19 protein-coding genes and 2 rRNA genes are annotated in these 26027 nt (G+C 32.2%); 3 read left to right on the top strand and 18 right to left on the bottom strand.

Translation table 4 applies throughout. From position 1 onward, the window contains the following. Window positions 1-8: 8 nt before the first annotated feature. From H9M94_RS00305 to tuf, 18 genes are all read right to left on the bottom strand, one after another. On the bottom strand, window positions 9-1319 hold the full coding sequence (locus H9M94_RS00305; protein WP_187469613.1) for an amidase family protein: 1311 nt from the start codon (window positions 1317-1319) through the stop codon (window positions 9-11). Further along, window positions 1319-1621: an aspartyl/glutamyl-tRNA amidotransferase subunit C gene (locus tag H9M94_RS00300; RefSeq protein WP_187469612.1), complete on the bottom strand. Its 303-nt coding sequence runs from the start codon at window positions 1619-1621 to the stop codon at window positions 1319-1321. Before H9M94_RS00300 ends, H9M94_RS00305 begins: the two co-directional genes overlap by 1 nt. Before the next feature lie 12 nt (window positions 1622-1633). Continuing rightward, window positions 1634-2503, bottom strand: a complete 870-nt coding sequence (locus H9M94_RS00295) for an RNA pseudouridine synthase (protein WP_187469611.1) — start codon at window positions 2501-2503, stop codon at window positions 1634-1636. Window positions 2504-2554: 51 nt separating this feature from the next. Next, entirely contained in the window at window positions 2555-3127 is a 573-nt protein-coding gene (gene scpB / locus H9M94_RS00290; protein ID WP_187469610.1) for an SMC-Scp complex subunit ScpB, read from the bottom strand. Further along, window positions 3117-3884 carry a segregation/condensation protein A gene (locus H9M94_RS00285; protein ID WP_187469609.1) on the bottom strand — a complete coding sequence of 256 codons (768 nt, stop codon included), beginning with the start codon at window positions 3882-3884 and terminating at the stop codon, window positions 3117-3119. The genes scpB and H9M94_RS00285 overlap by 11 nt, the downstream gene beginning before the upstream one ends. Beyond that, entirely contained in the window at window positions 3868-4632 is a 765-nt protein-coding gene (locus tag H9M94_RS00280; RefSeq protein ID WP_187469608.1) for a 1-acyl-sn-glycerol-3-phosphate acyltransferase, read from the bottom strand. The genes H9M94_RS00285 and H9M94_RS00280 overlap by 17 nt, the downstream gene beginning before the upstream one ends. 16 nt (window positions 4633-4648) lie before the next feature. Next, the gene (locus H9M94_RS00275) at window positions 4649-4960 is read right to left on the bottom strand and encodes a 4'-phosphopantetheinyl transferase superfamily protein (protein ID WP_187469607.1); all 312 of its coding nucleotides are present in this window, start codon (window positions 4958-4960) and stop codon (window positions 4649-4651) included. Between the two features lie 264 nt (window positions 4961-5224). After that, window positions 5225-6631 (bottom strand): hypothetical protein, encoded by a 1407-nt coding sequence (locus H9M94_RS00270; protein WP_187469606.1) that lies wholly within the window; start codon window positions 6629-6631, stop codon window positions 5225-5227. A 9-nt stretch (window positions 6632-6640) separates the two neighbouring features. Next, entirely contained in the window at window positions 6641-6907 is a 267-nt protein-coding gene (locus H9M94_RS00265; RefSeq protein WP_187469605.1) for a hypothetical protein, read from the bottom strand. Window positions 6908-7076: 169 nt separating this feature from the next. Beyond that, window positions 7077-9966 (bottom strand): 23S ribosomal RNA (locus tag H9M94_RS00260). Window positions 9967-10268: 302 nt separating this feature from the next. Then, window positions 10269-11776 (bottom strand): 16S ribosomal RNA (locus H9M94_RS00255). Together the 16S and 23S rRNA genes form the textbook arrangement of a ribosomal RNA operon. 182 nt (window positions 11777-11958) lie before the next feature. Further along, window positions 11959-12636, bottom strand: a complete 678-nt coding sequence (locus H9M94_RS00250; protein WP_187469604.1) for a hypothetical protein — start codon at window positions 12634-12636, stop codon at window positions 11959-11961. Further along, complete coding sequence (ylqF, locus tag H9M94_RS00245; RefSeq protein ID WP_187469603.1) at window positions 12629-13504, bottom strand: ribosome biogenesis GTPase YlqF; 876 nt, start codon at window positions 13502-13504, stop codon at window positions 12629-12631. Before ylqF ends, H9M94_RS00250 begins: the two co-directional genes overlap by 8 nt. After that, entirely contained in the window at window positions 13497-13769 is a 273-nt protein-coding gene (locus H9M94_RS00240; protein ID WP_187469602.1) for a hypothetical protein, read from the bottom strand. The genes ylqF and H9M94_RS00240 overlap by 8 nt, the downstream gene beginning before the upstream one ends. 6 nt (window positions 13770-13775) lie before the next feature. Beyond that, the gene (locus H9M94_RS00235) at window positions 13776-14504 is read right to left on the bottom strand and encodes an RNA methyltransferase (RefSeq protein WP_187469601.1); all 729 of its coding nucleotides are present in this window, start codon (window positions 14502-14504) and stop codon (window positions 13776-13778) included. Further along, window positions 14488-15024, bottom strand: a complete 537-nt coding sequence (locus H9M94_RS00230) for a tRNA (cytidine(34)-2'-O)-methyltransferase (RefSeq protein WP_187469600.1) — start codon at window positions 15022-15024, stop codon at window positions 14488-14490. Before H9M94_RS00230 ends, H9M94_RS00235 begins: the two co-directional genes overlap by 17 nt. A 50-nt stretch (window positions 15025-15074) precedes the next feature. Then, window positions 15075-15935, bottom strand: a complete 861-nt coding sequence (locus tag H9M94_RS00225) for a TIGR01906 family membrane protein (protein ID WP_187469599.1) — start codon at window positions 15933-15935, stop codon at window positions 15075-15077. 113 nt (window positions 15936-16048) lie between these two features. Further along, complete coding sequence (gene tuf / locus H9M94_RS00220) at window positions 16049-17236, bottom strand: elongation factor Tu (RefSeq protein ID WP_187469598.1); 1188 nt, start codon at window positions 17234-17236, stop codon at window positions 16049-16051. A 724-nt stretch (window positions 17237-17960) separates the two neighbouring features. On the opposite strand from tuf, the gene H9M94_RS00215 reads away from it, so the two are divergent. The 3 genes from H9M94_RS00215 (at window position 17961) to H9M94_RS00205 (ending at window position 25938) form a co-directional block, all read left to right on the top strand. Beyond that, window positions 17961-20342: a phosphoketolase gene (locus H9M94_RS00215; RefSeq protein ID WP_187469597.1), complete on the top strand. Its 2382-nt coding sequence runs from the start codon at window positions 17961-17963 to the stop codon at window positions 20340-20342. A gap of 97 nt (window positions 20343-20439) precedes the next feature. Beyond that, entirely contained in the window at window positions 20440-21507 is a 1068-nt protein-coding gene (locus H9M94_RS00210; RefSeq protein ID WP_187469596.1) for a phosphatidate cytidylyltransferase, read from the top strand. A gap of 33 nt (window positions 21508-21540) precedes the next feature. Beyond that, the gene (locus tag H9M94_RS00205; protein ID WP_187469595.1) at window positions 21541-25938 is read left to right on the top strand and encodes a PolC-type DNA polymerase III; all 4398 of its coding nucleotides are present in this window, start codon (window positions 21541-21543) and stop codon (window positions 25936-25938) included. Window positions 25939-26027: the final 89 nt, after the last annotated feature.

The following is a 26027-nucleotide window of genomic DNA, read 5'->3' as shown; positions in this document are numbered from 1 at the left end:
TTTTCTCCTTAATTATTAATAATTTCTTCTAAATATTCTGCAAAACCTAATAAACTTTGATCTTGATAAATACCTGCATCAATTGCAACACTATAACCTAAACCATCTTTTTGTCCCATTGGTATAGTAATAGATGGATTTCCACTAAGATTTGATCCTGTTAAAATGTAATCTAAAACATCATGTGTTTCATTAGATGTGAATAATGGAGCAATTCCTGCTGAAGCAGGGTAAATTACTACATCTGCTTGTAAATGTAATGAAGCAAGATAATCTTTTATTACACGACGTGCTTTTTGAGATTTTAAAAAGATATCTTCTTGGTTTTCTGTGTATAAAAAGTAACTACCTAGTGCTAAACGTTCTTGTACCATTTTTCCAAAGTGAGATGAACGAGTATTGAACATCACTTCTTCTCATGTATTTCCTTCTTCTCTATTTCCGAATGCAACACCATTTAAGTTTGCTAAATTAGATGATGCTTCTGAGAATGAAACCACTTTATAAACAATATTAATTGCTCTTAAAATATCTAAATTAGGTTTGATAATTTCAACTTCTACGCCTTGCTCATTTAGTTTTTGAATTAATTTATTAAATGAATCATTTACATAATCATATGCAAATTTGCTAAAATCTAATGCAATAACTTTGTTAGGTTTTGTTTTTGTAACATTATTAATTTCAACCGCAACAGAAGTCATATCTTTATTATCAACACCAAATAAAGCTTGTGATGCTAAAATTGCATCATTAACATTATGGGTAAAGTAAGCAACTGTGTCAAGTGATGAAGCATAAGCGAACATTCCATAACGACTAATTGCACCATATGATGGTTTAAAACCTACTAATGAATTGAATGAAGCAGGTAAACGAACACTATCACCTGTATCTGAACCAAGAGCTATAGCAATGTTTTTAGTCATTGTAGCAGCAGAACCAGAAGATGATCCACCAACATAACGTTTTTCATCTTTGGGGTTCGAAATTAAACCAAATGCACTAAATGTTCCTGTTCCACCAAGTGCAAGTTCGTCATTGTGTAATTTAGCAACCGGAATACATCCTGCATCAAGTAATTTTTGAACTGCAGTTGCATTGTAATGTGGCATAAAATCTTTTAAGATCATTGATGAAGCTTGTGTTTTATGTTCTTTTGTTGCGAAAACATCTTTAATAGTTAAAACTGCACCAGATAAAATTCCATCTTTTGAATTTGCTTTACTTAAATATAAATCTGAAACAGCATTATTTGTGTTGTTTTTTAATTCATCTAATGCTTGATCATAGTTTCCAATGTTTTTAATCTTTCTCATTACTTAACCACCTTTGTTAAGATAATGTAATCATTATCTTTATCTTTTGCATTGCTTAAAATTTGCTCTTTTGAGATGCTATAAGACATGTCTGGTTCATCGTCTCTTAATAAATTAACAATTGGAGTTTCATTCATACGTTCCATTGGTTTAACATTTGCGAGATCTAGTTTATTAAGATTTTCAAGTTGATTTTGAATATCATTTCAGTAAAAAACAATTTTATCTAACACTTCTGGTGTTGGTTCAAGCATTAAAGAACTACAGATTTCTTTTAATTTTTCTTGTGTAATATTTTTCATCTTGAGACTCCTTTATTTAAATTTAGGTAAACTGAATAACTCAAGTTTATTTAAGTATTTAAGATCACCTTTAAAACCTAATAATTTAACATAATAACTATGTAACATTAATCTGCTTGCTTTTTTACCAAGGTACTTTTTATCGCCATAAATTGGTTTACCTAAATACTTAAGACTTAAGCGAATTTGGTGTTTACGGCCAGTGATTAACTGTGCTATTTTTTTGCTTCCTTCGTTATAGAAGTGAGTAATAGCTTTTTTAGAGTAAGGTACTTCTTTTTGTGTCGCCTTCATCATACGTTTCTTTTCATCTTTAGAAATAAAGAATTCAACTACAAGTGGGTGTTTTTCATCGTAATTGTTTAAATCAATATCACTTTGGAAAATATATTTTTTAATGATCTTGTCGCTGTTCTCGTTTAATTGAGCAACTGCATCATAAGTTTTACCATAAATGATTAAACCACTTGTTTCTTTGTCTAATCTTCCGACGTGTGAAGGTTTAAAGCTGTCTTTAGGTTGATATTTTAAATAAGATAATACTTGTTTATCTAAACAATTATCAGAGTCATGAATATCAACTCCAACACGCTTATCAATAACTAGAATGTTATTGTCTTCATAAATTGACTTAAAGTCGTATGAGATAGTATCGAAAGTTTGATCCGTAATAGATTCAACATTTGCTACTCCATATACCACAATATGATCACCTTCTTGAACTACATAAGATTTTGCGATTTTACGTTGTCCATTGATTTTTAGATCACTTTTACGAAAGATTTTCTCAATCTTACTTAGTGGTAGTTCTGGAAGATATTTACAAAGTAATTTAAATATTGTTCTTCCATTGTCATTTTTTGTTGCTAATATTTCAAACATATTTAGCTCCGTTTCTTTTTTGTTTAATAAAGAAAAATTGGCTTAGCCAATTTATTCTTCCCTTTGGCTAGAAAATAAATCGAAATCAGTGTTTTCGTTTTCTACACCTTCTACATAATTGAATTCATTTAATTTTGGTAAATCACGCATGCTTGTTAATTTAAAGTGGTCATAGAATTTATTTGTAACACCATATAACACTGGATTACCTGGTGTTGGAGAAATACCTACTTCTTCAATTACACCTTTTACTAATAAAGTATTTACAACTTGATCAGATGCAACACCTCTAATTTGTGCGATTTGTCCTCTTGTAATAGGTTGTTTGTAAGCAATAATTCCTGCTACTTCGATTGCAGCATTAGATAAACGTTGTTTTTTAACAACTGTAACCATTTTTGAGATGTAATCTTTAAATGTTTCACGTGTTGCTAATTTATAAACATCGTTAAAGTTAACTACTTTTAAACCACGTTCTTGATCATTGAAATCTCTATGGAAGTCAAGCATAACTTTTTTTGCTTCAGCTAAAGTTGAAAGTGAGAAAATATCTTTAACTTGTTCTAATGTTAATCCTTCATCACCTTGAATGTATAATAATGCTTCTAAAATTTTATTTTTCATCGTAAAGTTCTCCTCGAGTAATGATGATTTCTCCAAATTCTTCAGTTTGTTCAATTTTTAAAATTTGTTGTTTGGCAAGCACAAGAACTGCTAAAAGCGTTACAACAAAGTGATTCATACTTGGTTGTGAAAACACCATTTCAAAAGTTAATTGTTCATGTTTTTTTAATAAACCTTTAATGAATGGGAATTGATCACCAGGTGAAAGGTTAAATGTTTCTAATTTAGTAGTACGTAAATGTTGTGCATAAACACGCTCAAACATTTTTCTTAATACACTAATAAGTTTAATAGGGTTTGAATAACCATCTAATCTTTCATCTAATGTATCAACAATAAAGTCTTCGACATTTGAAGGAGCTTTAATAAACATATCTTCACGATCTGATTCAAATGTTTTTAATGCTTCTTTGATTTCTTTGAATTGTTGATATTCCACAAGTTGTTGAATAAGTTTTGCTTTTTCTTTAAGCGATTCTTCAACCTCTTCTGGTTGCATTTCTTCTTTTCCAACTAAGCTACTTTTAATTTTTACTAATGTAGCAGCCATAACCAAGTAATCACCAGCAATATCGATTTCTTCAGAACTTATATTACGAATTATTTGTAAGTATTGATTTGCCACTTCAACTAAGTTAACTTCTCAAATACTAATTTTTTTATCTTTAATTAATGAAAGTAATAAGTCTAATGGTCCATCGAATTGACTAAGTTTGATTGTATATTCGCTGTAATATGAATTAGTTTTTATCGCCATATTTACTCATTTCATTGCTAATTAAACTTTTTACATGTTCAGAAATTGATTTTGCTTCTTGTGAAATAAATGTGTGAGGTTTAATTGGTTTAAGGAATGATACTGTAATAGTTTGTCTTCCACTACGTTTTGAATTATCTGAGTTAATTGAATTAATAATTGCAACTGGTAAGATAGTAAAGTATTCTTTTTGAGCAACTTTAAAAGCACCTGTTTTAAATTCTCCTAAACCTTCTTCTGTGTGTCTAGTTCCTTCTGGGAAAATAACTCCATATGTTTTGTTTTCTTTAACAAACTTAGAAAAATCTGTCATTGTTTTTAAACTTTCACGAATGTTTTTTCTATCAATGAAAAATGTGTCAATTAATTTTGCCGCATTGAAAATTGTTTTATTTTCCTCTAGTTCTTGTTTCGCAACAAATGTTGGAACAATTTCTTTAGCTGATAATTCTTGTGTTTGTTTTTCAAGTGCAACTAATAAAGCAAGTGGATCAAAATTTGATTTATGATTTGCAACGATTAAGGTATTACCATTTTTTGGTAAATTTTCATAGTTTTCAATCACAAGATCAACATTGTACATTTTCAAGATCTTTTTAGCTAATTTTAAAACATAATCATAACGTACTAAATTATCAACTGCCGCTGGATCTTTTTTGTATTTACGCGCCTTTCATCATATTTTGATTGCACGTAATAATCAAACAGGGGATAAGATAACTTTCTTGAATTTAATATTTATTGCCATACTTTACTCCTTTGGATTAATTTTCTTTCACAACAAATGCAATTATGAAATCGCCTTCATAACTAATTGAAATTGCAAAATCTTTAAATGTTCATATATGGTTTTGTTTAACTAAATTTATTTTTCTAAAATCCGCATATTGGTTATCTGCTTTGTAAATTGCCTCTTTAATTGCTCAAGATCTAGCTAAAAATCTTATTTTGCTTTCTATTAGTTCTATTTTTTGATATTCATCTAATTCACCAGGTGATAAAACTCTCTTAATAAAACTATTTTTTACATTCTCAAAGCGCTTAATATTAGTTAAATCAACACCAATTCTATACATAATTGAATTATATTAAATTTATTATTATTTAATAATAATAAATCGAAATTGGAAAAATGCAAAAAGAAAGCAGTCCTTTGGACTGCTTAAAACAACTCGTAAAATAAATGCTAAATTCTATGTATTTTACTACGTAGAATACAATATTCCCCATTCACTAAGAAATATTGCATAATTATTATAATATAAAAAAGACATTTTCACAAAAAAATAAAATATTTTCTTGTGAAAGTCACTAAATAAATATAGTAATTTTGGTTATTTTTACACTTTAGTTTTAAGCAGTTCTTGAATCAAAATAGCAAAATCATGTAGTTTTAGCATACATATCAATGCTTCTAAATTTAATTCATCAATTCCTTTTAAACCTTTGTGCAAGGGGTTAAAGTGTCATTTTGTTATTCCTAGAAACTTCAATAAATTGTTTATACAAATCATTTTGGAATAACCTGTAATATCTTTTAAATGGATAACACTTAAAATAAATGATATATTTCAAGTTACTAGAAACACTATCTTCATAATGGTTTCTTGATAATTTCCATCAATTTTCAGGTGCTTAATTTTATTTAAAAGATGTTTAATAATATTCAACTGAATCAGTGGTATTTCACGACAACTTGTTAAGTTGAATAAATGCTCTGGTTTTTTAATTGCATAATTATTAACATAAATGAATTCATTTATTTGATGATATTCTGTGCATTGTAATCTTTCAAATGCTTGTGCATTTTTGATTTTTAGACAAACATCAGTGAATTTATGTTTCTTATCAATGCTTTGAATCATATGATTAATTCCATTATTTGAGTGTATCTTATCAATCGGATATACTTGACCTTTTAAATGTAATTTATGTGACCCAGCACATATTTTTTTAAACTTTTTATGAGCTATTTTTAGGTGTTTAAATTTACTTATATTTCATATTAAAACTTCTTTTTTGATAGCTAAGCCCATATGGTGTGTTTCATCAAACAAAGCATTATCTTTTTTAGTTATTACACTAATGTTATAATCTTTTAAACCATTAATAATGCTTCCTCTTAGTACGTTTAAATCATCTAAAACAAAGATGAAAACTTCCTTGTTTGGTATTGATCTGATAATGTTAAATCAATGTGTAGGATGATTATAAAATGTTGATATTTCCTGAATTTGATATAAAGTAGGAATACCAAAACAATTAGATACTAAAGAGATTTTAGAATCTTTAAAATTGTTAATTTGCTTTGCATCTGATTTATTATTTATAATTACATTTTCATAGATAAAATTAAAATTATCACTTACAAAGTTGTAATTAATTACATAATAAATATTGTGTACTTTTTTAATATTTCGGAAAATATCAAAGTGCTTATATGCATATTTAGTATTGCTCATGATTTTATCAATATATCTAGCAACAACGTCTAAATTAGCATTTAGATCAGTAATTGAGATGCGTTCATAATAATCGTTTAATGATGCGCGATCTAATCAATTACTTTCTTTTGTATTGTTATTTTCAATTATAAGTGATAAAAGATACATAATAGTATCTTGAATCACTTTTGATTTTTCTTGTTTAATTCCATCGAATAAATCGATTAATTCTCAAAATTGTTTAATTACAGTTTTACCATCAATAACACTGCTCATGTGTTGATCAAATTCGATTTGCTTCATATTTAATATTTATAATATATCAGGAATTAATCCGTCTTTTTTAGCTTCTTGAATTAAATAATTTTTAACATACACAATGGTATAAGGTAAAATCTGAACTTGTTTAATTGCTTTTTTGTGTTTTAAAATGAATTTTTCTAACCTTTCTTCATTTAAGTTTTCAGGCTCACAAAAAACCTGTGTTGAAATTTTATTAGGTACTAGTCCTACAAGAACTACATACCTTTTATTTTGTCTTACCTCAATTCTTATTGAGTTGGTTTTCTTTATTTTCATAATAAAATTTTAATTTCAATATCAAATTATTATTAAATTATTGATAAAATAATCTGAATATTTCATAAAATTACCACAAAAAAGCAAACAAAAAAGCCCTTTTGGGCGTTTATTCTTTGAAAACTGAACAGTAATTAATAATTCATTAAAATGCCTTGAATACATTCTAACTTTTAAACCTATCAATTTATTAGTAATGGTCAGCTGAATGTGTTACCACACTTACACTTCCATCCTATCAACCTCGTAGTCTACAAGGAATTTCAAGGGAATACTTATCTCTGAGGGGGCTTCCCACTTAGATGCTTTCAGCGGTTATCCCTTCCGTACTTAGCTACCCAGCTATGCTCCTGGCGGAACAACTGGAACACCAGCGGTACGTCCACTCCGGTCCTCTCGTACTAAGAGCAGCTCTCATCAATATTCCAACGCCCACATCAGATAGGGACCGAACTGTCTCACGACGTTCTGAACCCAGCTCGCGTACCGCTTTAATTGGCGAACAGCCAAACCCTTGGAACCGACTCCAGCTCCAGGATGCGATGAGCCGACATCGAGGTGCCAAACCTTGCCGTCGATATGATCTCTTGGGCAAGATAAGCCTGTTATCCCCAGGGTAACTTTTATCCGTTGAGCGACTGCCGTTCCATGACGTACAGCCGGATCACTAAGTCCTGCTTTCGCACCTGCTCGACTTGTAGGTCTCGCAGTCAAGCACACTTCTACCTTTGCGCTCTACATACGGTTTCTGACCGTATTGAGTGTACCTTTGAACGCCTCCGTTACCTTTTAGGAGGCGACCGCCCCAGTCAAACTACCCACCACGCACTGTCTCCCCGCCGGATTACGGCGGCAGGTTAGAAACTCAACATACCAAGGGTGGTATTTCAAGGTCGACTCCTCTAAGGCTAGCGCCTTAGTCTCACCGTCTCCCACCTATCCTACACATGTTAGGCCAAGTTCCAATACGAAGTTGTAGTAAAGCTCCATGGGGTCTTTTCGTCTTGATGCGGGTACCCAGCGTTTTCACTGGGACCATAATTTCACCGAGTCCAATGTTGAGACAGTTGAGAGATCATTGCGCCTTTCGTGCAGGTCAGTATTTAGCCGACAAGGAATTTCGCTACCTTAGGACCGTTATAGTTACGGCCGCCGTTCACCCGGGCTTCACTTCAATGCTTCGCTTAAAGCTAACAAATCCGCTTAACCTTCGGGCACTGGGCAGGCTTCACCCCCTATACATCATCTTGCGATTTAGCAGAGAGCTGTGTTTTTGATAAACAGTTGCCCCTCACAATTTACTGTGGCCAACCATAGGTTGGCACCCCTTCTCGCGAACTTACGGGGTTAATTTGCAGAGTTCCTTAACATTGGTTTTCTCGCTCGCCTTAGAATACTCATCTTGGGAACGTGTGTCCGTTCTCGGTACAGGTACCTACAACGTTATAACGTTTAGAAGCTTTTCTTGGAAGCATGAAATCACACAATTCAGCGATTAAGCCTATGCATCATAACTCCCGGTTATAGAGACCGCATTTTACTAATCTCACCAGTTGTTATTTACCCCCAAATCCAATAATGGGTAGTGTTATCCTTCTCCGTCACTCCATCACTTGTTGCAGGTAGTACAGGAATATTAACCTGTTGTCCATCGGATACGCATTTCTGCCTCTCCTTAGGTCCTGACTAACCCTGGGTGGACGAACCTTCCCCAGGAAACCTTTCCCAATAGGCGTTGAGGATTCTCACCTCAAATCGTTACTCATACCGGCATTCTCACTTCTTAGCGCTCCACCAGTCCTCACGGTCTGACTTCGCCGCACTAAGAACGCTCCTCTAACGTACTAAATTGTACCCGTGGCTTCGGTATTGTGTTTTACTCCCGTTACATTATCGGCGCAAGATCTCTTGACTAGTGAGCTATTACGCACTCTTTAAAGGATGGCTGCTTCTAAGCCAACCTCCTAGTTGTTTATGAAATCTCACAACCTTTCTGACTTAACACAATTTTGGGACCTTAGCCGACGATCTGGGTTGTTGCCCTCGCGAGCCGGGACGTTAGCACCCCGGTTCCGACTGCATGATAATACACAATGATATTCGGAGTTTGATTATAGTCAGTACCGCTAGGCGCGGCCATTCCATATTCAGTGCTCTACCATCAAAGCTTAACATCACACGCTAGCCCTAAAGCTATTTCGAGGAGAACCAGCTATCTCCAAGTTCGATTGGAATTTCTCCGCTATTCACAAGTCATCCGGGCACTTTTCAGCGTACTACGGTTCGGTCCTCCACTTAGGGTTAGCTAAGCTTCAACCTGCTCATGAATAGATCACATGGTTTCGGGTATATGACAACATACTAAACGCCCTATTCAGACTCGATTTCTCTACGGCTCCGCTTTTTCTCTGCTTAACCTCGCATGTTATCATAACTCGCCGGTCCATACTGCAAGATGTACGCCATCACCCATTAACGGGCTCTGACTAATTGTAAGTAAGTGGTTTCAGATTCTATTTCACTCCCCTCCCGGGGTTCTTTTCACCTTTCCCTCACGGTACTAGTTCACTATCGGTGTCTGGTTAGTATTTAGCCTTACCGGATGGTCCCGGCAGATTCAGACAGGGTTTCACGTGCCCCGCCCTACTCAGGATACTATCAGAAGACATTGCCATTTCACATACGGGAGTATCACCCTCTGTGCTTAGACTTCCCATTCTATTCTGTTATAGCAATGTTTTGTAACTTCGTGTAGATAGTCCTACAACCCCAATTTAAAATTGGTTTGGGCTCTTTCATGTTCGCTCGCCGCTACTGATGAAATCATTTTTATTTTCTTTTCCTGTAGCTACTAAGATGTTTCAGTTCACTACGTGTCTCGCCAACGGAACTATGTATTCATTCCGCAGCAACTAGACATTACTCTAGTTAGGTTCCCCCATTCGGAAATCCCCGTTTCGTAGCTTATATCCAGCTCCACGAGGCTTATCGCAGGTAATCACGTCCTTCATCGACTTCCAGACCCAAGGCATCCACCACAAACTCTTACTTATTTAAAAGTTGTTATCAATATTTACCTATTGTTTGTTGATGTATTCAAAGACATTTTAATAAATTATTATTTTAAATAATAATTAACTCGGTAATCCAAAACAAATTGACTAATTTATTTTTGATGTCGTTGTTATATTAATTTATCTTTACTATTCAGTTTTCAAAGAACAAAGAGAGAAAGTTCTCTCAAAACTAGATATATCTAATGGACTATTAACATTAGAACATGACCGTTCATTTATTATTAAAATAAAATAGTCATAATGTGTAAGGTAATAACTTTTAAAGTTATTTATGTACTCCGTAGAAAGGAGGTGATCCATCCCCACGTTCTCGTAGGGATACCTTGTTACGACTTCACCCCAGTCACCAGTCCTGCCTTAGGCGGTTGTCTCCGTAGTTAACGAACCGACTTCGGGCATTACCAGCTCCCATGGTGTGACGGGCGGTGTGTACAAGACCCGAGAACGTATTCACCGTAGCGTAGCTGATCTACGATTACTAGCGATTCCGACTTCATGTAGTCGAGTTGCAGACTACAATCCGAACTGAGAACGGTTTTTTGAGATTTGCTCCACGTCGCCGTATTGCTTCTCTTTGTACCGTCCATTGTAGCACGTGTGTTGCCCCACTCGTAAGAGGCATGATGATTTGACGTCGTCCCCACCTTCCTCCCGGTTACCCGGGCAGTCTCCCTAGATCATCTAACTAAGGATAAGGGTTGCGCTCGTTGCAGGACTTAACCGAACATCTCACGACACGAGCTGACGACAACCATGCACCATCTGTCATTCCGTTAACCTCAACTATATCTCTATAGCGTTGCGGAAGATGTCAAGAGTGGGTAAGGTTCTACGCGTATCTTCAAATTAAACCACATGCTCCACCGCTTGTGCGGATCCCCGTCAATTCCTTTAAGTTTCACTCTTGCGAGCATACTACTCAGGCGGATGATTTAATGCGTTAGCTGTGCCAATGGTTCCCATTAGCTAATCATCATCGTTTACGGCGTGGACTACCAGGGTATCTAATCCTGTTTGCTCCCCACGCTTTCGTCTCTCAGTGTCAATATGTACCCAGTTAACTGCCTTCGCCAGTTGGTGTTCTTCCTTATATCTACGCATTTCACCGCTTCACAAGGAATTCCGTTAACCTCTATACAATTCTAGTTTGCCAGTATCCAACGCGATTTGGGGTTGAGCCCCAAGTTTTGACGTCAGACTTAACAAACAACCTACAGACGCTTTACGCCCAATAATTCCGGATAACGCTTGCAACCTATGTATTACCGCGGCTGCTGGCACATAGTTAGCCGTTGCTTTCTGATAAGGTACTGTCAAGGTAATAGCATTTCCTCTACTACTTTTTCATCCCAAATAACAGCAGTTTACAACCCGAAGGCCTTCTTCCCGCACGCTGTGTCGCTCCATCAGGCTTTCGCCCATTGTGGAAAATTCCCTACTGCTGCCTCCCGTAGGAGTCTGGGCCGTATCTCAGTCCCAGTGTGGCGGATCAGTCTCTCAACCCCGCTAAGCATCATCGCCTTGGTAAGCCATTACCTTACCAACTAGCTAATGCTACGCACCCCAATCCTTTAGCAGAGCTTTAAAGGCTCCTTTTTTATTTTGATCATGCGATCTAAATAAGTATCCGGCATTAGCGATAATTTCTCATCGTTATTCCAATCTAAAGGGCATGTTAAGTACGTGTTACTCACCCATTCGCCGCTAAGTTCCCGAAGGAACTCCGCTCGACATGCATGTATTAGGCACACAGCCAGCGTTCATCCTGAGCCAGGATCAAACTCTCGAAAAAATTGACTGTCATGTCTTGTATATATCTAGTTTTAAAAGAACTTTAAGTGCTTCTTTATCAAGCAAGCAAAACTATTATACATATAAATTATGAATAAAAGAAGAAAAAAATAATATTTTATTTTTCAATTTTTTGCTTGTGAATTTAAGCGCAAGATTATTATATATAAAAAATATAAAGAACTAATAAAATTCCTTATATTTTTCAAATATTTTTTCAACTTTAAATGAAATCAATTCATTACGAGAAATTTCTCGATTTTCAATAACTTTTATTGTGCTTTTAATCATATTTATTGAATCAACAAAAATATAAATTGGATATGAAATTGCAACTATATTATATATAGTAAATGCTAGCAGTATTTTTCATGACAATTTTCCAAAAGTATTTCAATCTTTAAAAGCTCATATTGTACAAATTGTTGTGGCTATTATTAAATAAGTAAAAATTCAAATTCCAATAATAAATTGGTATCTTAAAATGTTTAATGAATTTTTGGCAGCTAAGTATTTTTGGTATGTTTCTGAGTCTTTATAAATAAATGTATATTCATCTTCTAATTTATTTTCATAAACAAACGGAATAAACCCTGCACGATAAATCAAGTTCTTTGAAAGTTTTGAATATTCTTTTTCAATTCGAATAACAACATAAATTCGAAGTAAGAAAACAGTTAGAATAATTATTCCTGCAATTGGTGCATAAATCTTGTCTAAATTCATCAATAAAATTTTTGATGGGATATCATGATGAATAATTTTATTAACTGTGAATAGTGTTAATAAAATTGAAATTGCAAATAAATAAAATCAATTAGTTATTTTTAAAACTTTAAATAAATATTCTTTTTTAATCATATGTTACGTCTGATAAATTTTTTGCTCAGTTAATAAATGTTATGTGAGCTTTGTTTAAATCTGGTCTACCTTTTTCTTTAAAGATTTTAAATTTATTAGCATATTCAAAAAATTGTCCATAAATTACAACATCATTTTGTGATGGTTCAAGACCAAGTGAACGAATTTTTTCTGGATAATATTTTGAAATTAATGCATACATTCTAATAGCACTGAATTCTGTTGGGAAATTTTCTAATTTAACTGCACCAGTAGTGAGTAGTTTAACTGCAACTTCTTGATCATCAAATTTAGGTAATAAAATACCTGGAGTGTCTAAAAATAAGTATTCTCCGTTAACAACTCATTTTTTTACACGAGTAACACCTGGGAAATTAGCAACTTTAAGACTTGCTTTTTCAGAAACAAGATTAATTAATGTACTTTTCCCACAGTTAGGAACTCCGACAACGAAAGATTTAATTTTAGAAATCAACATACCTTTTTTCTTATCACGTTCAATTTTATCTTTCATAATTGTTTTAAGTTTTTTAAGAATAATAGGTTTGGCTGATTTTTTTCTTAAATCAAGTCATAATACATGTTCATTTTTGAAACGTGCTTGGATCATTTCTTTTTTACTTTTATCCATTAAATCACTCTTTGTGATAATAAATAAACGTGGTTTTTGAGGTGAAATTTTGTCAAAATCTTCATTATATGAACTAATTGGACAACGTGCATCTAATACAACAATAAATACATCGGCTAAATTAGCAGATTCTTTAATCTCCTTCATAGCTTTAGCCATATGACCTGGGAATCATTGAATCAAATTCTCAAATTTTTGTTCTTCATTTTGTAATGTTTGAAATTCTTTATTATTCATAAATTTTTGCAACCTCTCTTGATAAACGTTTATTTTCTTCTTTTAAAACGTTATTGTCATCTAATTGTTCTTTATATAAGTTTTTAAATTGTTCCAACTCATTTTCAACCATTTCAAGTCTTTCTGAAACTTGATATAAATCTAAATACATTTGTTGCATAAAGACATCAATTTCATGTTTATCATATCCTTCAAGACCTAAAACAAATTTTGCATTTTTAATATTTTCTAATATTTTTTTAAGTACATTATTTTCTTTATTCATAACTACCTACTTATTTTTAATTCGATCAAGAATAATTGCTGTTGCACATGCAACATTTAAACTTTCAAATGATATTGGTATATAAACATTTACATCTGAGAATTGTTTTACTTCATTATCAATTCCATTACCTTCGTTTCCAACCACAACAACTATTTTTTCGTCTTTGAAATCGACTTTATTTGATGGAACTGCGGTTTTATCTAACAAGGTTTGATAAATTGTAAAACCATTATCTTTAAGTTTTTTTAATACATCTGAAGCGTTTGTGACTTTGTATAAATTACTTTTGAAAAACGCTCCTTGTGATGAACGGATCACTTTTGGATTAAAATAATCAAAACCTTGAATAAGAATTGCATCAAATTCAAATGACTTTGCCAATCTAATAATCGTCCCTACATTTCCAGGATCTTGTAAATTGTTTAAAAATAAAATTTTGTTTGATTTTTCAAAATCATTTTTATTTTCAGGAAGTCGACAAACACCAATTATATTTTGAGGTGTGACAGTATCAGATAATAATTTAATTATTTCAGGCGACACTAAAATTGAATCATCAAATTTACTTTTACCATTTAATTCAAGCGTTTCAAGTAATAATCCAGCATTGCGAGCTTCTTCAACTAAATGATATCCTTCGACTAAAAACTTTTTATGTCCCTGACGATGTTTTTTATCTTTTAATTTTGCCAATTCTTTGATTTTTGGATTGTTTTTACTCAGTATCAACATATTCTTTTAAGAAATCTTTTCCTTTTTCAACTTCATACAATGATAATTCTTGGAAATCTAATTGTCTCATAACTTCAAAACCTAAGATACATACACAATTAGCTAAATTTATTGATCTCATTGCTGAAACCATTGGGATTCTTAGACAATCATCTAAGTGATTTTGTAAAACTTTTTTATCAATTCCCGTTGACTCACGCCCAAACATTAATCAAATTTCGCCATTTTCTTGATAAGTTTTTTTGTAATCTACATCTGTATATGTTTTTAATCCATATCTTGTTACATAATAAATTTTTTTGTCAGGATACTTGTTAGCAAAATCATTATATGACTTGTGTACTTCGTGTTGAATGTCTGAAAGCATTCTTCCGGCTCCATATCTCTTGAGTCATTTTGGATGTAAATCAAATGAAATTGGTTTAATAATGTGAAGTTTTGCGCCAAGAGCAAAACAAGTTCTAATGATATTTCCAGTGTTTGGACATATTTCTGGTTGGTATAAAACTATATTTAACATAAATTAATTATATATATTAATTTAATTAATACAAAACATAAGAAAAACACCTAAGCATTTTCTGCTTGGTGCTCTTCTGAATTGAGTTTTTTGTATTTAATAATGTTTTTTATAGATTTCTTAGCTTTTAGTGCAACAAACAAGACAAAGAAGAAAGTTATATTAACTCCAATTCAAATTGCACAATTTCTAAAGAATTCTTGAGGTAACATTTTAATAATTTCATCTTTGTTTGGACTGAATAGTCAATTATCTTTTCCTCGGAAGAAAATTTCATGGAATTTAGTGAATGCAGCATTAAAATCTTGCGATGCTAATATTGCAATAATTATTAAAACAAACATTAATAATAACATTGAGTAAAAACCAATATTTATTATGCTAATTTTTAATTTGTATTTAATAGAAAACCCTATAGCAATGGTTAAAACGGCAATACTTACAAAAAATAAAATAAATGCTAAACTAAATAAATTTCTAACATCTACAAAATGCTCGTACCCATCTTTTGTATATCTTAATGGTTCGATCGCAGTTTTAAATGTGAATTCATCATTTGTTCCAAAACCAAGTAATCAATGTACTAAATTACTATAAATAGTGCTTATTTGTTCATAACTCAACTGTCCACTTGAAAAATATTTTTCATCTATTTCATAGGGTTTAATGTGTCAATAATAAAATGGTTTAAAGATAATTGGCAGAATAATTGAAAATGAAATTATAAAAATCAACAACATTACAGCAATTAATAGGTATAAAGAAATTCTTAATGCTGCTTTAGGTTTATTTTCTTTAATCTCTTCGATTTTTTTATTTCATCTAATTTTGGTTTCATCAAACACATTTATTGCTAATTTCTTTGCTTTAAAATAAGTGTTTTTTGTTACTCTTTTAATTTTTTCTTTCATATTAATAATGTTAATAAATTTTTTAGTGCCTTGAAACTATTTCAAAATATTTATCTCAAAGCTATAAAAAACATAATACCGAAGTATTATGCTTAATATTTTGTTGGAAATTATTATTTAATAATTTTTGTAACTGAACCAGCTCCAACTGTACGTCCACCTTCACGGATAGAGAATTTTGTTCCCTCTTCAACAGCGATAGGTGCGATAAGTTTAACTTTTAAGTTAACATTTTCTCCTGGCATAACCATTTCACGTCCAGCTTCGAATTCAACTCCACCTGTTACGTCTGTTGTACGGAAGTAGAATTGTGGTTTATAGTTTTTGAAGAATGGAGTGTGACGTCCCCCCTCTTCTTTTTTAAGTACATAGATTGCAGCTTCGAATTCTGTGTGAGGAACGATTGATCCTGGTTTAGCTAAAACTTGTCCACGTTCAATATCATCACGGTTTACACCACGAAGTAATAATCCAGCGTTATCTCCAGCTTGAGCTTCTTTAAGGTTTTTACGGAACATTTCGATTCCTGTAACAACTGTTTTCTTAGTAGGTTTTAATCCAACGATTTCAACTTCATCGTTTAAGTTAAGTGTTCCACGTTCTACACGTCCTGTAGCAACTGTTCCACGTCCTGTAATTGTGAAAACGTCTTCAACAGCCATTAAGAATGGTTTGTCAAATTCTTTAACTGGTGTTTCAATGTAGTTATCAACTGCATCCATAAGTTCCATAATTTTTCCTTCGTATGCAGCATCACCTTCAAGTGCTTTTAAAGCTGATCCACGGATGATTGGAGCGTTTTCTCCATCAAATCCGTATTCTGAAAGAAGATCACGAATTTCCATTTCAACTAATTCGATCATTTCTTCTTCACCTTCTAACATATCGCATTTGTTTAAGAAAACAACGATACGAGGAACACCAACTTGTTTAGATAAAAGAATGTGTTCACGTGTTTGAGGCATTGGTCCATCTGTAGCAGCAACTACTAAGATAGCTCCGTCCATTTGAGCTGCCCCTGTAATCATGTTTTTAACGTAGTCAGCGTGACCTGGACAGTCAACGTGTGCGTAGTGACGTTTTTCTGTTTGATATTCAATGTGTGATGTGTTAATTGTGATTCCACGTGCTTTTTCTTCTGGTGCGTTATCGATAGAAGCGTAATCACGAGCTTCTGATAATCCTTTTTTAGCTAAAACTGTAGCGATAGCTGCAGTTAAAGTAGTTTTACCGTGGTCAACGTGTCCGATTGTACCAACGTTAACGTGTTCTTTACTACGGTCAAAATCTAATTTTGCCATTTTAATCCTTTCTAAATTAAGATGTATTTTTAATTTTTTATAATTATTTTATTTTTATTTGTTTGTCTTAGCGCTAAAACCAACCTTATAGTCTAGCCTTTCAACTAGATCCTGTCCATTCTAGCAATTAATATTGTACCAAATTTTCAATTTTCAATTGCTATCGCCTAAGCCATTATAAAAATATAGTTATATTTTAACATATTGAGACCTAAATATTTATAATAATTTTTAAAAAGTTTCTTTAAAATCCGAATCGAATTTACAGAATAAATAACAATAATTTGATGCTGAATTAATTGTTAAAATATAAATTAAAAGAAAGTAATATTTTTATATTTTATATATCTATGAGAAAGTAATAAAAGTTGTTTTACTTTTTGGATTAAAAAACCTAAAAATAAAATAAAACACATTATTTTTTCACCAAAAAATTTTTAGAATAATTTTCAGTTCTTTATGTCCTTTTTATTTATTTCATTACAATATGCTCATTTAGATTAAAAAAGTATATTCAACTCGAAAAATATAAATACTCAGTTGTGCACACAAAAAACATAAGAAAATGTTGCTTTTTTTATTAAAAAACCATTAAAAAATTGCTCTTTTTTAATGTTTTGAATTTAGCAAAAAAATGTAATAATATTATTACATATTAAGCACGTGCTGCTTAGTGTTTAATGTGTTATTGATATATCAAAAATACAAAGGAAATATAGTTAAAATGAACAAATCTTTATTTAACGAACAAAAATACTTAGATAAAGTACATGCTTGATGGAGAGCTGCAAACTTTCTTTCAGTAGCTCAAATCTACTTAAGAAACAATCCATTTTTAAAAGGTGGATTAAAAGCAGAAGATGTTAAGATGTACCCTATCGGTCACTGAGGAACAATCCCAGGACAAAACTTAATTTATGCACACTTAAACCGTGTTATTAATAAATATGGAGTTGAAATGTTTTACATTGAAGGTCCAGGACACGGTGGTCAAGTTATGATTTCAAACTCATACTTAGACGGAAGTTACACAGAATTATTCCCAGAAATCACAGAAGATGAAGAAGGAATTAGAAGAATGTGTAAAAGATTCTCATTCCCAGGTGGAACAGCTTCTCACGCTGCTCCTGAAACACCAGGATCAATCCACGAAGGAGGAGAATTAGGATACGCTCTTTCACATGCTACAGGAGCCATCTTAGATAACCCTAACATTATTGCTGCAACAGTTATTGGGGACGGGGAAGCTGAAACAGGTCCTCTTGCTGCAGGATGATTCTCATCATCATTCATCAACCCAGTAAACGATGGAGCAGTATTACCTATCTTACACATTAACGGTGGAAAAATTTCTAACCCAACACTTTTAGCTAGAAAAACAGATGAAGAAATCACAAACATGTTAGCTGGTTTTGGATGAGAAGCTATTATTGTTGAAGCTGATGTTTTTGACCAAGAAGGAATTCACCCAATTATGGCAAAAGCTTTCGACAAAGCTGTTGAAAGAATTTTAGAAATCCAAGCTGAAGCAAGACAAAAACCAGCTGAAGAAGCTGTAAGACCAATCTGACCAGCTCTTGTTGTTAGAACACCAAAAGGATGAACATGTCCACACCAAGTTAACGGTTTAACATACGAAGGAAGCTTTAGATCACACCAAGTTCCACTTCCAACTACATCAGAAAAACCAGTTCACTTAGAAGAATTAGAACAATGATTATTATCATACCGTCCAGAAGAATTATTCGATGAAAACGGTAAATTCAAAGCTGAATACGCTGAAATCGCTCCTAAAGGTGACATGAGAATGGGAATGCACCCAATTACAAATGGTGGTGTAAACCCTAGAGTTCTTGACTTACCTAACTGAAAAGATTTAGCATTAGATATTAAAGAACCAGGTTCAGTAAAAGACCAAGATATGGTTAACGCTGGAAACTGATTTGCTGAAGTAATCAAGAGAAACCCTGACAACTTCAGAATTTTCGGACCAGATGAAACAAAATCAAACAGATTATTTGCTGTTTTAAAATTAACAAACAGACAATGACTTGAAAGAGTTAACCCAGAATTAGATGAAGCTGTTGGACCAGTTGGAAGAGTTATTGACTCACAACTTTCAGAACACCAAGCAGAAGGATTCTTAGAAGGTTATGTTCTTACAGGACGTCACGGAATGTTCGCATCATACGAATCATTCTTACGTGTAGTTGACTCAATGTTAACACAACACATGAAATGACTTGTTAAAGCAAGAAAAATTAGCTGAAGAAAAGACTACCCATCACTTAACGTTATTGCTACATCTACAGCATTCCAACAAGATCACAACGGATATACACACCAAGATCCAGGTATCTTAGGACACTTAGCTGATAAACGTCCAGAATTCATTCGTGAATACTTACCAGCTGACTCAAACACATTACTTGCTGTTTTAGATAAAGCATTCGCAGAAAGAGATGTAATTAACTTAATCGTTGCTTCAAAACAACCAAGAGATCAATTCTACAACGTTGAAGAAGCTCAAGAATTAGTTGACAAAGGTCTTAAAGTAATCGACTGAGCATCAACATGTTCAGCTACAGATGAACCAGACTTAGTAGTAGTTGCATCAGGTACAGAACCAAACTTAGAAGCTTTAGCAACAATTTCATACTTAAACACACACTTCCCATCACTTAAAATTAGATTCGTTAACGTTGTTGACTTATTAAGATTACGTCACCCAAGCATCGACCCTCGTGGATTATCAGATGAAGAATTCAACGCAATCTTTACAACAAACAAACCAGTTCTTTTCGCATTCCACGGATTCGAAGGACTTATCAGAGATATATTCTTCTCACGTCAAAACCACAACTTATTCGTTCACGGTTACAGAGAAAATGGAGACATTACAACTTCATTCGACATCAGATTAATGAGCCACATGGACAGATTCCACATGTCAATCACAGCTGCTAAAGCAGTTTACGGAGATGATGCTACAGAATTTGTTAACTTAATGAACGGTAAAATTGCTTACCACGAACAATACATTAAAGAATACGGTATTGACATGGACGAAGTAAGATTCTGAAAATGAGCACCACTTAACAAATAATTTTAATCACTTAAAACTCTCCTTGTGGGAGTTTTTTCTTACAAAACTTTATTGTGAATACTCTATTTTTTAGATATTAATGTTTTATAATTTAACTATGAAAAATACAAAACAAATTTTTAATAATGAATTATTAAAAGAAAGAATTTTACCAGCAATTTTTATGGTTATTTTCTTAGGTTCTTTCTTAACTATGATGAGTTTTTCTTTCAATGATTCATATAACGCAAATTTCTCTGATGCAGGTTTTTGAACTCTTAGAATCATCACACTACTTGCATTAGGTTTTGTTTCATTCTGAATCTTTTTTGAACTATCACGTAGTTTTATACAACATAATTTATATCCACTAATACTTGCAACATTATGTGTCGGCAGTTTATGATTTGGTTTCGATAAATTCACTCGCATTTTCACAGTGCGAACAAATGGAATTGGATTATTAAATGGTTTTGGACTAAATACACAAATTGTGAATTATATTTTTGATACTGGTTGAGTTTTTATCACACCATTAATTGTGTCCTTAATTTTTGCATTAATTAGAATGTTCACAGTTCAAAACCTCAATGGTATAGCTTTATTGCGTAAAACAGTATTGTTATATATCTCAACAGTAATGCTTACTATCTTTATTAAATTATTCATTTTACTATTCACTGTTTCATATGGTATTCAATACATAATCTTCTTTGTGCTAGTTTCAAGTGCATATGATATAGGTGGTTTCTTTGGTGGTAAATTATTTGGTGGTAAATATTTCAAACACAAAATGGCACCAGTAATTTCACCTAAAAAAACCTATGAGGGAGCAATAGTAGGATATTTATTCTCATTAATAATTGCTTTCATTTATATATATACATTTTATTTTGCTACAAAAGAACAAGATAACTCTCTTGGTTCTTTATTAAACAGCAGTCGCATAATTAGTGACGGCCAAACTATTTCAAATCCAATGCAAATTTACTTTATCCTTTACATAATTACAGTTCCATTTTTCGCTTTAGTAGGTGATTTATACTTCTCATTTGTTAAACGTAGAAATGAAATTAAAGACTTTTCAAAACTTCTTAGAGGTCATGGAGGTCTTTTAGATAGAGTTGATAGTATTTCTTTTGTTTTTGTAGCATATGCTATTTTTGCAGCGATGTCGACAATTTAATGCTAATCACACCCATACAAGAAAGTAGGTACAATGCATCAGTATTCAAATAAATATTTCGAAAAATTAACTAAAAGTCTTAATATGGACTTTTTATCATCTTTTCATGACGCTGAATTTGATCCAAATCAGATCATTCTAGTCAAAAATCCTGATGGTAGTTTTTCTCATCAAGCATTAATCATAAAATTACAGCAAATTCCTGATGCAAACGAATTTGCTTATTTTCTTAAAACACTTAAAAATAACAAATATCGTGCATTAATCGAAATAAAAAATTATGATCCATCCGATCCTAAAAATTATGAAATCTTAAAAGCGGTTGCTTCTTTTTATGATTACAAACTTAATCGAGAAATATTAGACTCAATTTCATTCCACAACAATTGTTCATACAACAACCAATTACAAACTTGAGAATTCAATGTTTTTGATAAACAAAAATACCAACAATTTCAAAAAGATTGCCAAATAATTTCATTAATCATGAAAGATCTTGGTTTTAAGGAATTTCAACTTAATTCAGTTTATAAAACAGTTGAAGTGAACAATATAAACCTTGAAGAAAGTATTAGACAAAATTACAAAAAAATTCAATTTGATTTTACCGATGAAGTTCAAGGTTCTTCAAACAATGGATCAGGTTTCCAAAAAAGCAACTATTCTTCTACATCAAATACATATCGTAAAAATACACGTAATATTAACTATAGTAAATGTGAAATTAGTTATATTAACAACCTTGAATATGAAGTAGAAAATGTGCCCGTTACGTTTACAGGTTTAGTTTATAAATACGATGTAGTAGATAGACCTGACTTTAAAATTCATAAATTTAATGTTGCCGATGCACATGATGCCATTGAAATAACTTTATTTGAAAACAATCGCTCTAAAGCAAATTATGTTCCAAAAATTGGTGATGATGTTGAAGTTTATGGTATGGTAACAAACCCATTCAACCGTAATGCAACTGGTAAAACAGTTAAAGCAAATTATTTTGTTAAATTAGACGATCAAACTAGCATCAAAGTTGATGAAGAACTCAATCGTCGTATCGAATTATCAACACGTTCAAAAATGTCAACAATGGATGGATTATTATCTCCTAGTGAATTGGTTCAAATTGCTAAAAAATTGGGTCATAAAGCTATTGCATTAGTTGATGCCAATGGTGTTCAAGGTTTCCCTGAATTTACTTCCTCAGCAAAAAAAGCAGGTATTAAACCAATTTATGGTGTTAGTTTTGATGTTGTAGATAAAAATCATAATTTCTTATTAAACTATAATACACCTTCACTTGAAAATATCGAAACCGCAGAATATGTTGTATTCGATATTGAAACAACATCACTTTCAGCACAATATGGTGAAATTATCGAATTTGGTGCAAGTATTGTGCGTGGCGGGAATATCGTTGATACAATTCAATTCTTTATTAAAGCATCTAAACCACTTGAAGCAACAACAATTAACCTTACAAATATAACAGATCAAATGCTTGCAGACGATGGTTATGAAATCGATAAAGGTCTTGATAAAATCTATGAAATATTAAACAACAGAGTTTGTGTAGCTCACAATGCTTCGTTCGATATGAACTTTGTGATACAAAAATTAATCCAATATAATAAATCAATTCCTAATTCATTCTTTGTCGATTCGCTCATTATTTCGCAATATTTATTCTCTGATAAACAAAGACATAATCTTGGTAGATTTTGTTCATACTTAGACGTTGTTTATGACGAAGTTGCGGCTCACCGTGCCGACTACGATGCTAATGTTTTAGCCCAAGCATGAATAAAATCAATTCAACTTCTTAAAGAACGTGGTGTTATTACATTTGATGATTTAGATAATGTTTATGATGAAAAAATATATCAACGTACACGTTCATCACAAATCACTGTTCTTGCATTGGATCAAGATGGACTTAAACAACTATTTCAATTAGTATCTTTATCACTTACACAAAGGTATTTTGGTTCACCAAAACTATTCTTTGAAGACATCGAGAAAAATGAACACCTACTCGTTGGATCAGGTGGATTAAAAAGTGAATTAATCGATGCTAATTTCTACTTATCTGACTTATTCATAGAGAAATTAATACAAAAATTTGATTATATAGAAATCCCACATCCTAATGCTTTAAAACACTTACTTGGACATGATGGATTTACACTTGAAGAAATTCAAAAATCACTTAAAAAATTAATTGAGTTATCTTTAAAATACAACAAAATACCAGTTGCCATTGGTGATGTTCGTTACGAAAGCACCAATGACGAAGAAGTTTTCAAATGTCTTGTCTACTCAAAAGGAATTGGAAATACTTCTCACTTCTTATTTGATTTTAGAAAAGCAAATGCTAAAACACTTAAATTACCTGATTTAAGTTACTACACAACTACTGAAATGCTAGAACAATTTGCTTTTTTAAATAATCCAGAATTAATCGAACAAGTTGTTGTAACAAACACACAAAAAATTGCTGACAAAGTTGCTGATGACATTATTGTTATTAGAGATAAACTTTACACACCAGTTTTTGATGATTCAAAAAACAAACTTTATGAATTAGTTTACAAAACTGCTCACGAAAAATATGGTGAAGTTTTACCAACAATAATTGAAGAGAGAATCAAAAAAGAACTTACCCCAATTATCGATTATGGTTTTGATGTTATTTATTGAATTTCACATAAGTTAGTTAAGAAATCAAATGATAATGGATATCTTGTAGGTAGCCGTGGGAGTGTTGGTTCATCTATTGTTGCCTTACTTTCTGGAATTAGTGAAATCAACCCACTACCACCTCATTATATTTGTGCAAAATGTAAAAACTTTGAATTAGTTGAAATACCTGGTGTAACTTCAGGGTTCGACTTAGACGATAAAAAATGCCCAAACTGTAACATTACAATGGACAAAGACGGACAAACTATACCATTTGAAACCTTTTTAGGTTTCAATGCAGATAAAGTTCCTGATATTGATCTTAACTTCTCTGGAGATTATCAAGCAGAAATTCACAATGAGATTAAAAGATTATTTGGTGAAAATCATACTTTTAGAGCCGGAACTGTATCAACCATTAAAGACAAAACCGCCTTTGGTTATGTTAAAAAAGCAAATGAAGAATATGGTTTTGGTTACTCTAATACTTATGTAGATTACATTGCAAGCAGAATGGTTGGTGTTAAACGTACAACCAGTCAACACCCTGGTGGTATCATCATTATTCCTAAAAAATTCGATGTTGAAGATTTTACTCCAATCAATTACCCAGCCAATGATATTGAAATCGATTGATTAACAACACACTTTGATTTCCACGCTATTCACGATAACGTCTTAAAATTAGATATTTTAGGTCACGTTGATCCGACTGCTATTAAAATGTTAGAAAGATTAACTAATATTAACGTTAAAACAGATATACCTAAAAAAGACCCAAAAGTTATTTCAATCTTCAGATCAACAGAGGCTTTAAATATTAGACCAGAACAAATTGGTGGCGAACCAACCGGTTCGCTTGGATTACCTGAATTTGGTACATCATTCGTTCGTAAGATGTTAAAGGAAGCAAATGCGCAAAGTTTCGCTGATTTAATTTCATTGTCAGGTCTTTCGCATGGTGAAAGTGTTTGAACTGGTAATGCGCAAAGTTTAATCAATGAACGTGGTTTTACACTTAAAGATGTTATTTCTTGTCGTGATGATATTATGGATGCTTTAATTAAAATGGGAGTTGATTCATTATTTTCATTTAAGATTATGGAGCAAGTACGTAAAGGTAAGGGAATTAACCCGGAACAAGAAGCAAAACTCAAAGAAAGTAATGTTCCGGACTGATATATTGAAAGCTGTAAGAAAATTAAATACATGTTCCCTAAAGCCCATGCTGCTGCTTATGTTTTAATGGCTTGAAGAATTGCTTGATTCAAAGTATATTATCCATTAGAATACTATGCAACATTCTTTACCACTCGTGTGGAAGAATTTGATTTAGCAGTACTTAAAAATGACCATGGTGGTGTAAAGATCAATAAAAAGATTAAGGAATTAGAAGAAAAAAGAGATAAATCAGTTAAAGAAAATAACTTACTCCAAACCCTTGAAATCGCACGTGAATTATATGCACGTGGTTTCACAATTAATAATATTGACATTACAAAATCGCTTGCAACTGAATGAGTTGTTGATCATGATCATAAATGTTTAATCCCGCCATTTAGTGTTGTTGGTGGTCTAGGAGTTGCTGTTGCGAATAAAATTATTGCAGCCAGAGAAGAAGTCCCTTTTATTTCAAAAGAAGACTTTAAACAACGTAGTGGTGTAAACTCAAGTTTATATAAAGTTCTTGATGAAGAATTTGGTGTTCTAGATTTATTAGATGAAACAAATCAAATGTCATTATTTTAAGCAAATGTAGCAAAGCATTTGCTTTTTTATTTATCAAATAAGACTATTACATAACGATATAAACATTCATTTAATATTTTATGTATAAC

Origin of the sequence: Mycoplasma sp. Pen4, assembly GCF_014352955.1 — a bacterium.
In the GTDB taxonomy this organism is placed as follows: domain Bacteria; phylum Bacillota_I; class Bacilli_A; order Mycoplasmatales; family Metamycoplasmataceae; genus Mycoplasmopsis.
Note: the sequence above shows the minus strand (reverse complement) of the source record. Positions and strands in the feature narration are given on the sequence as shown.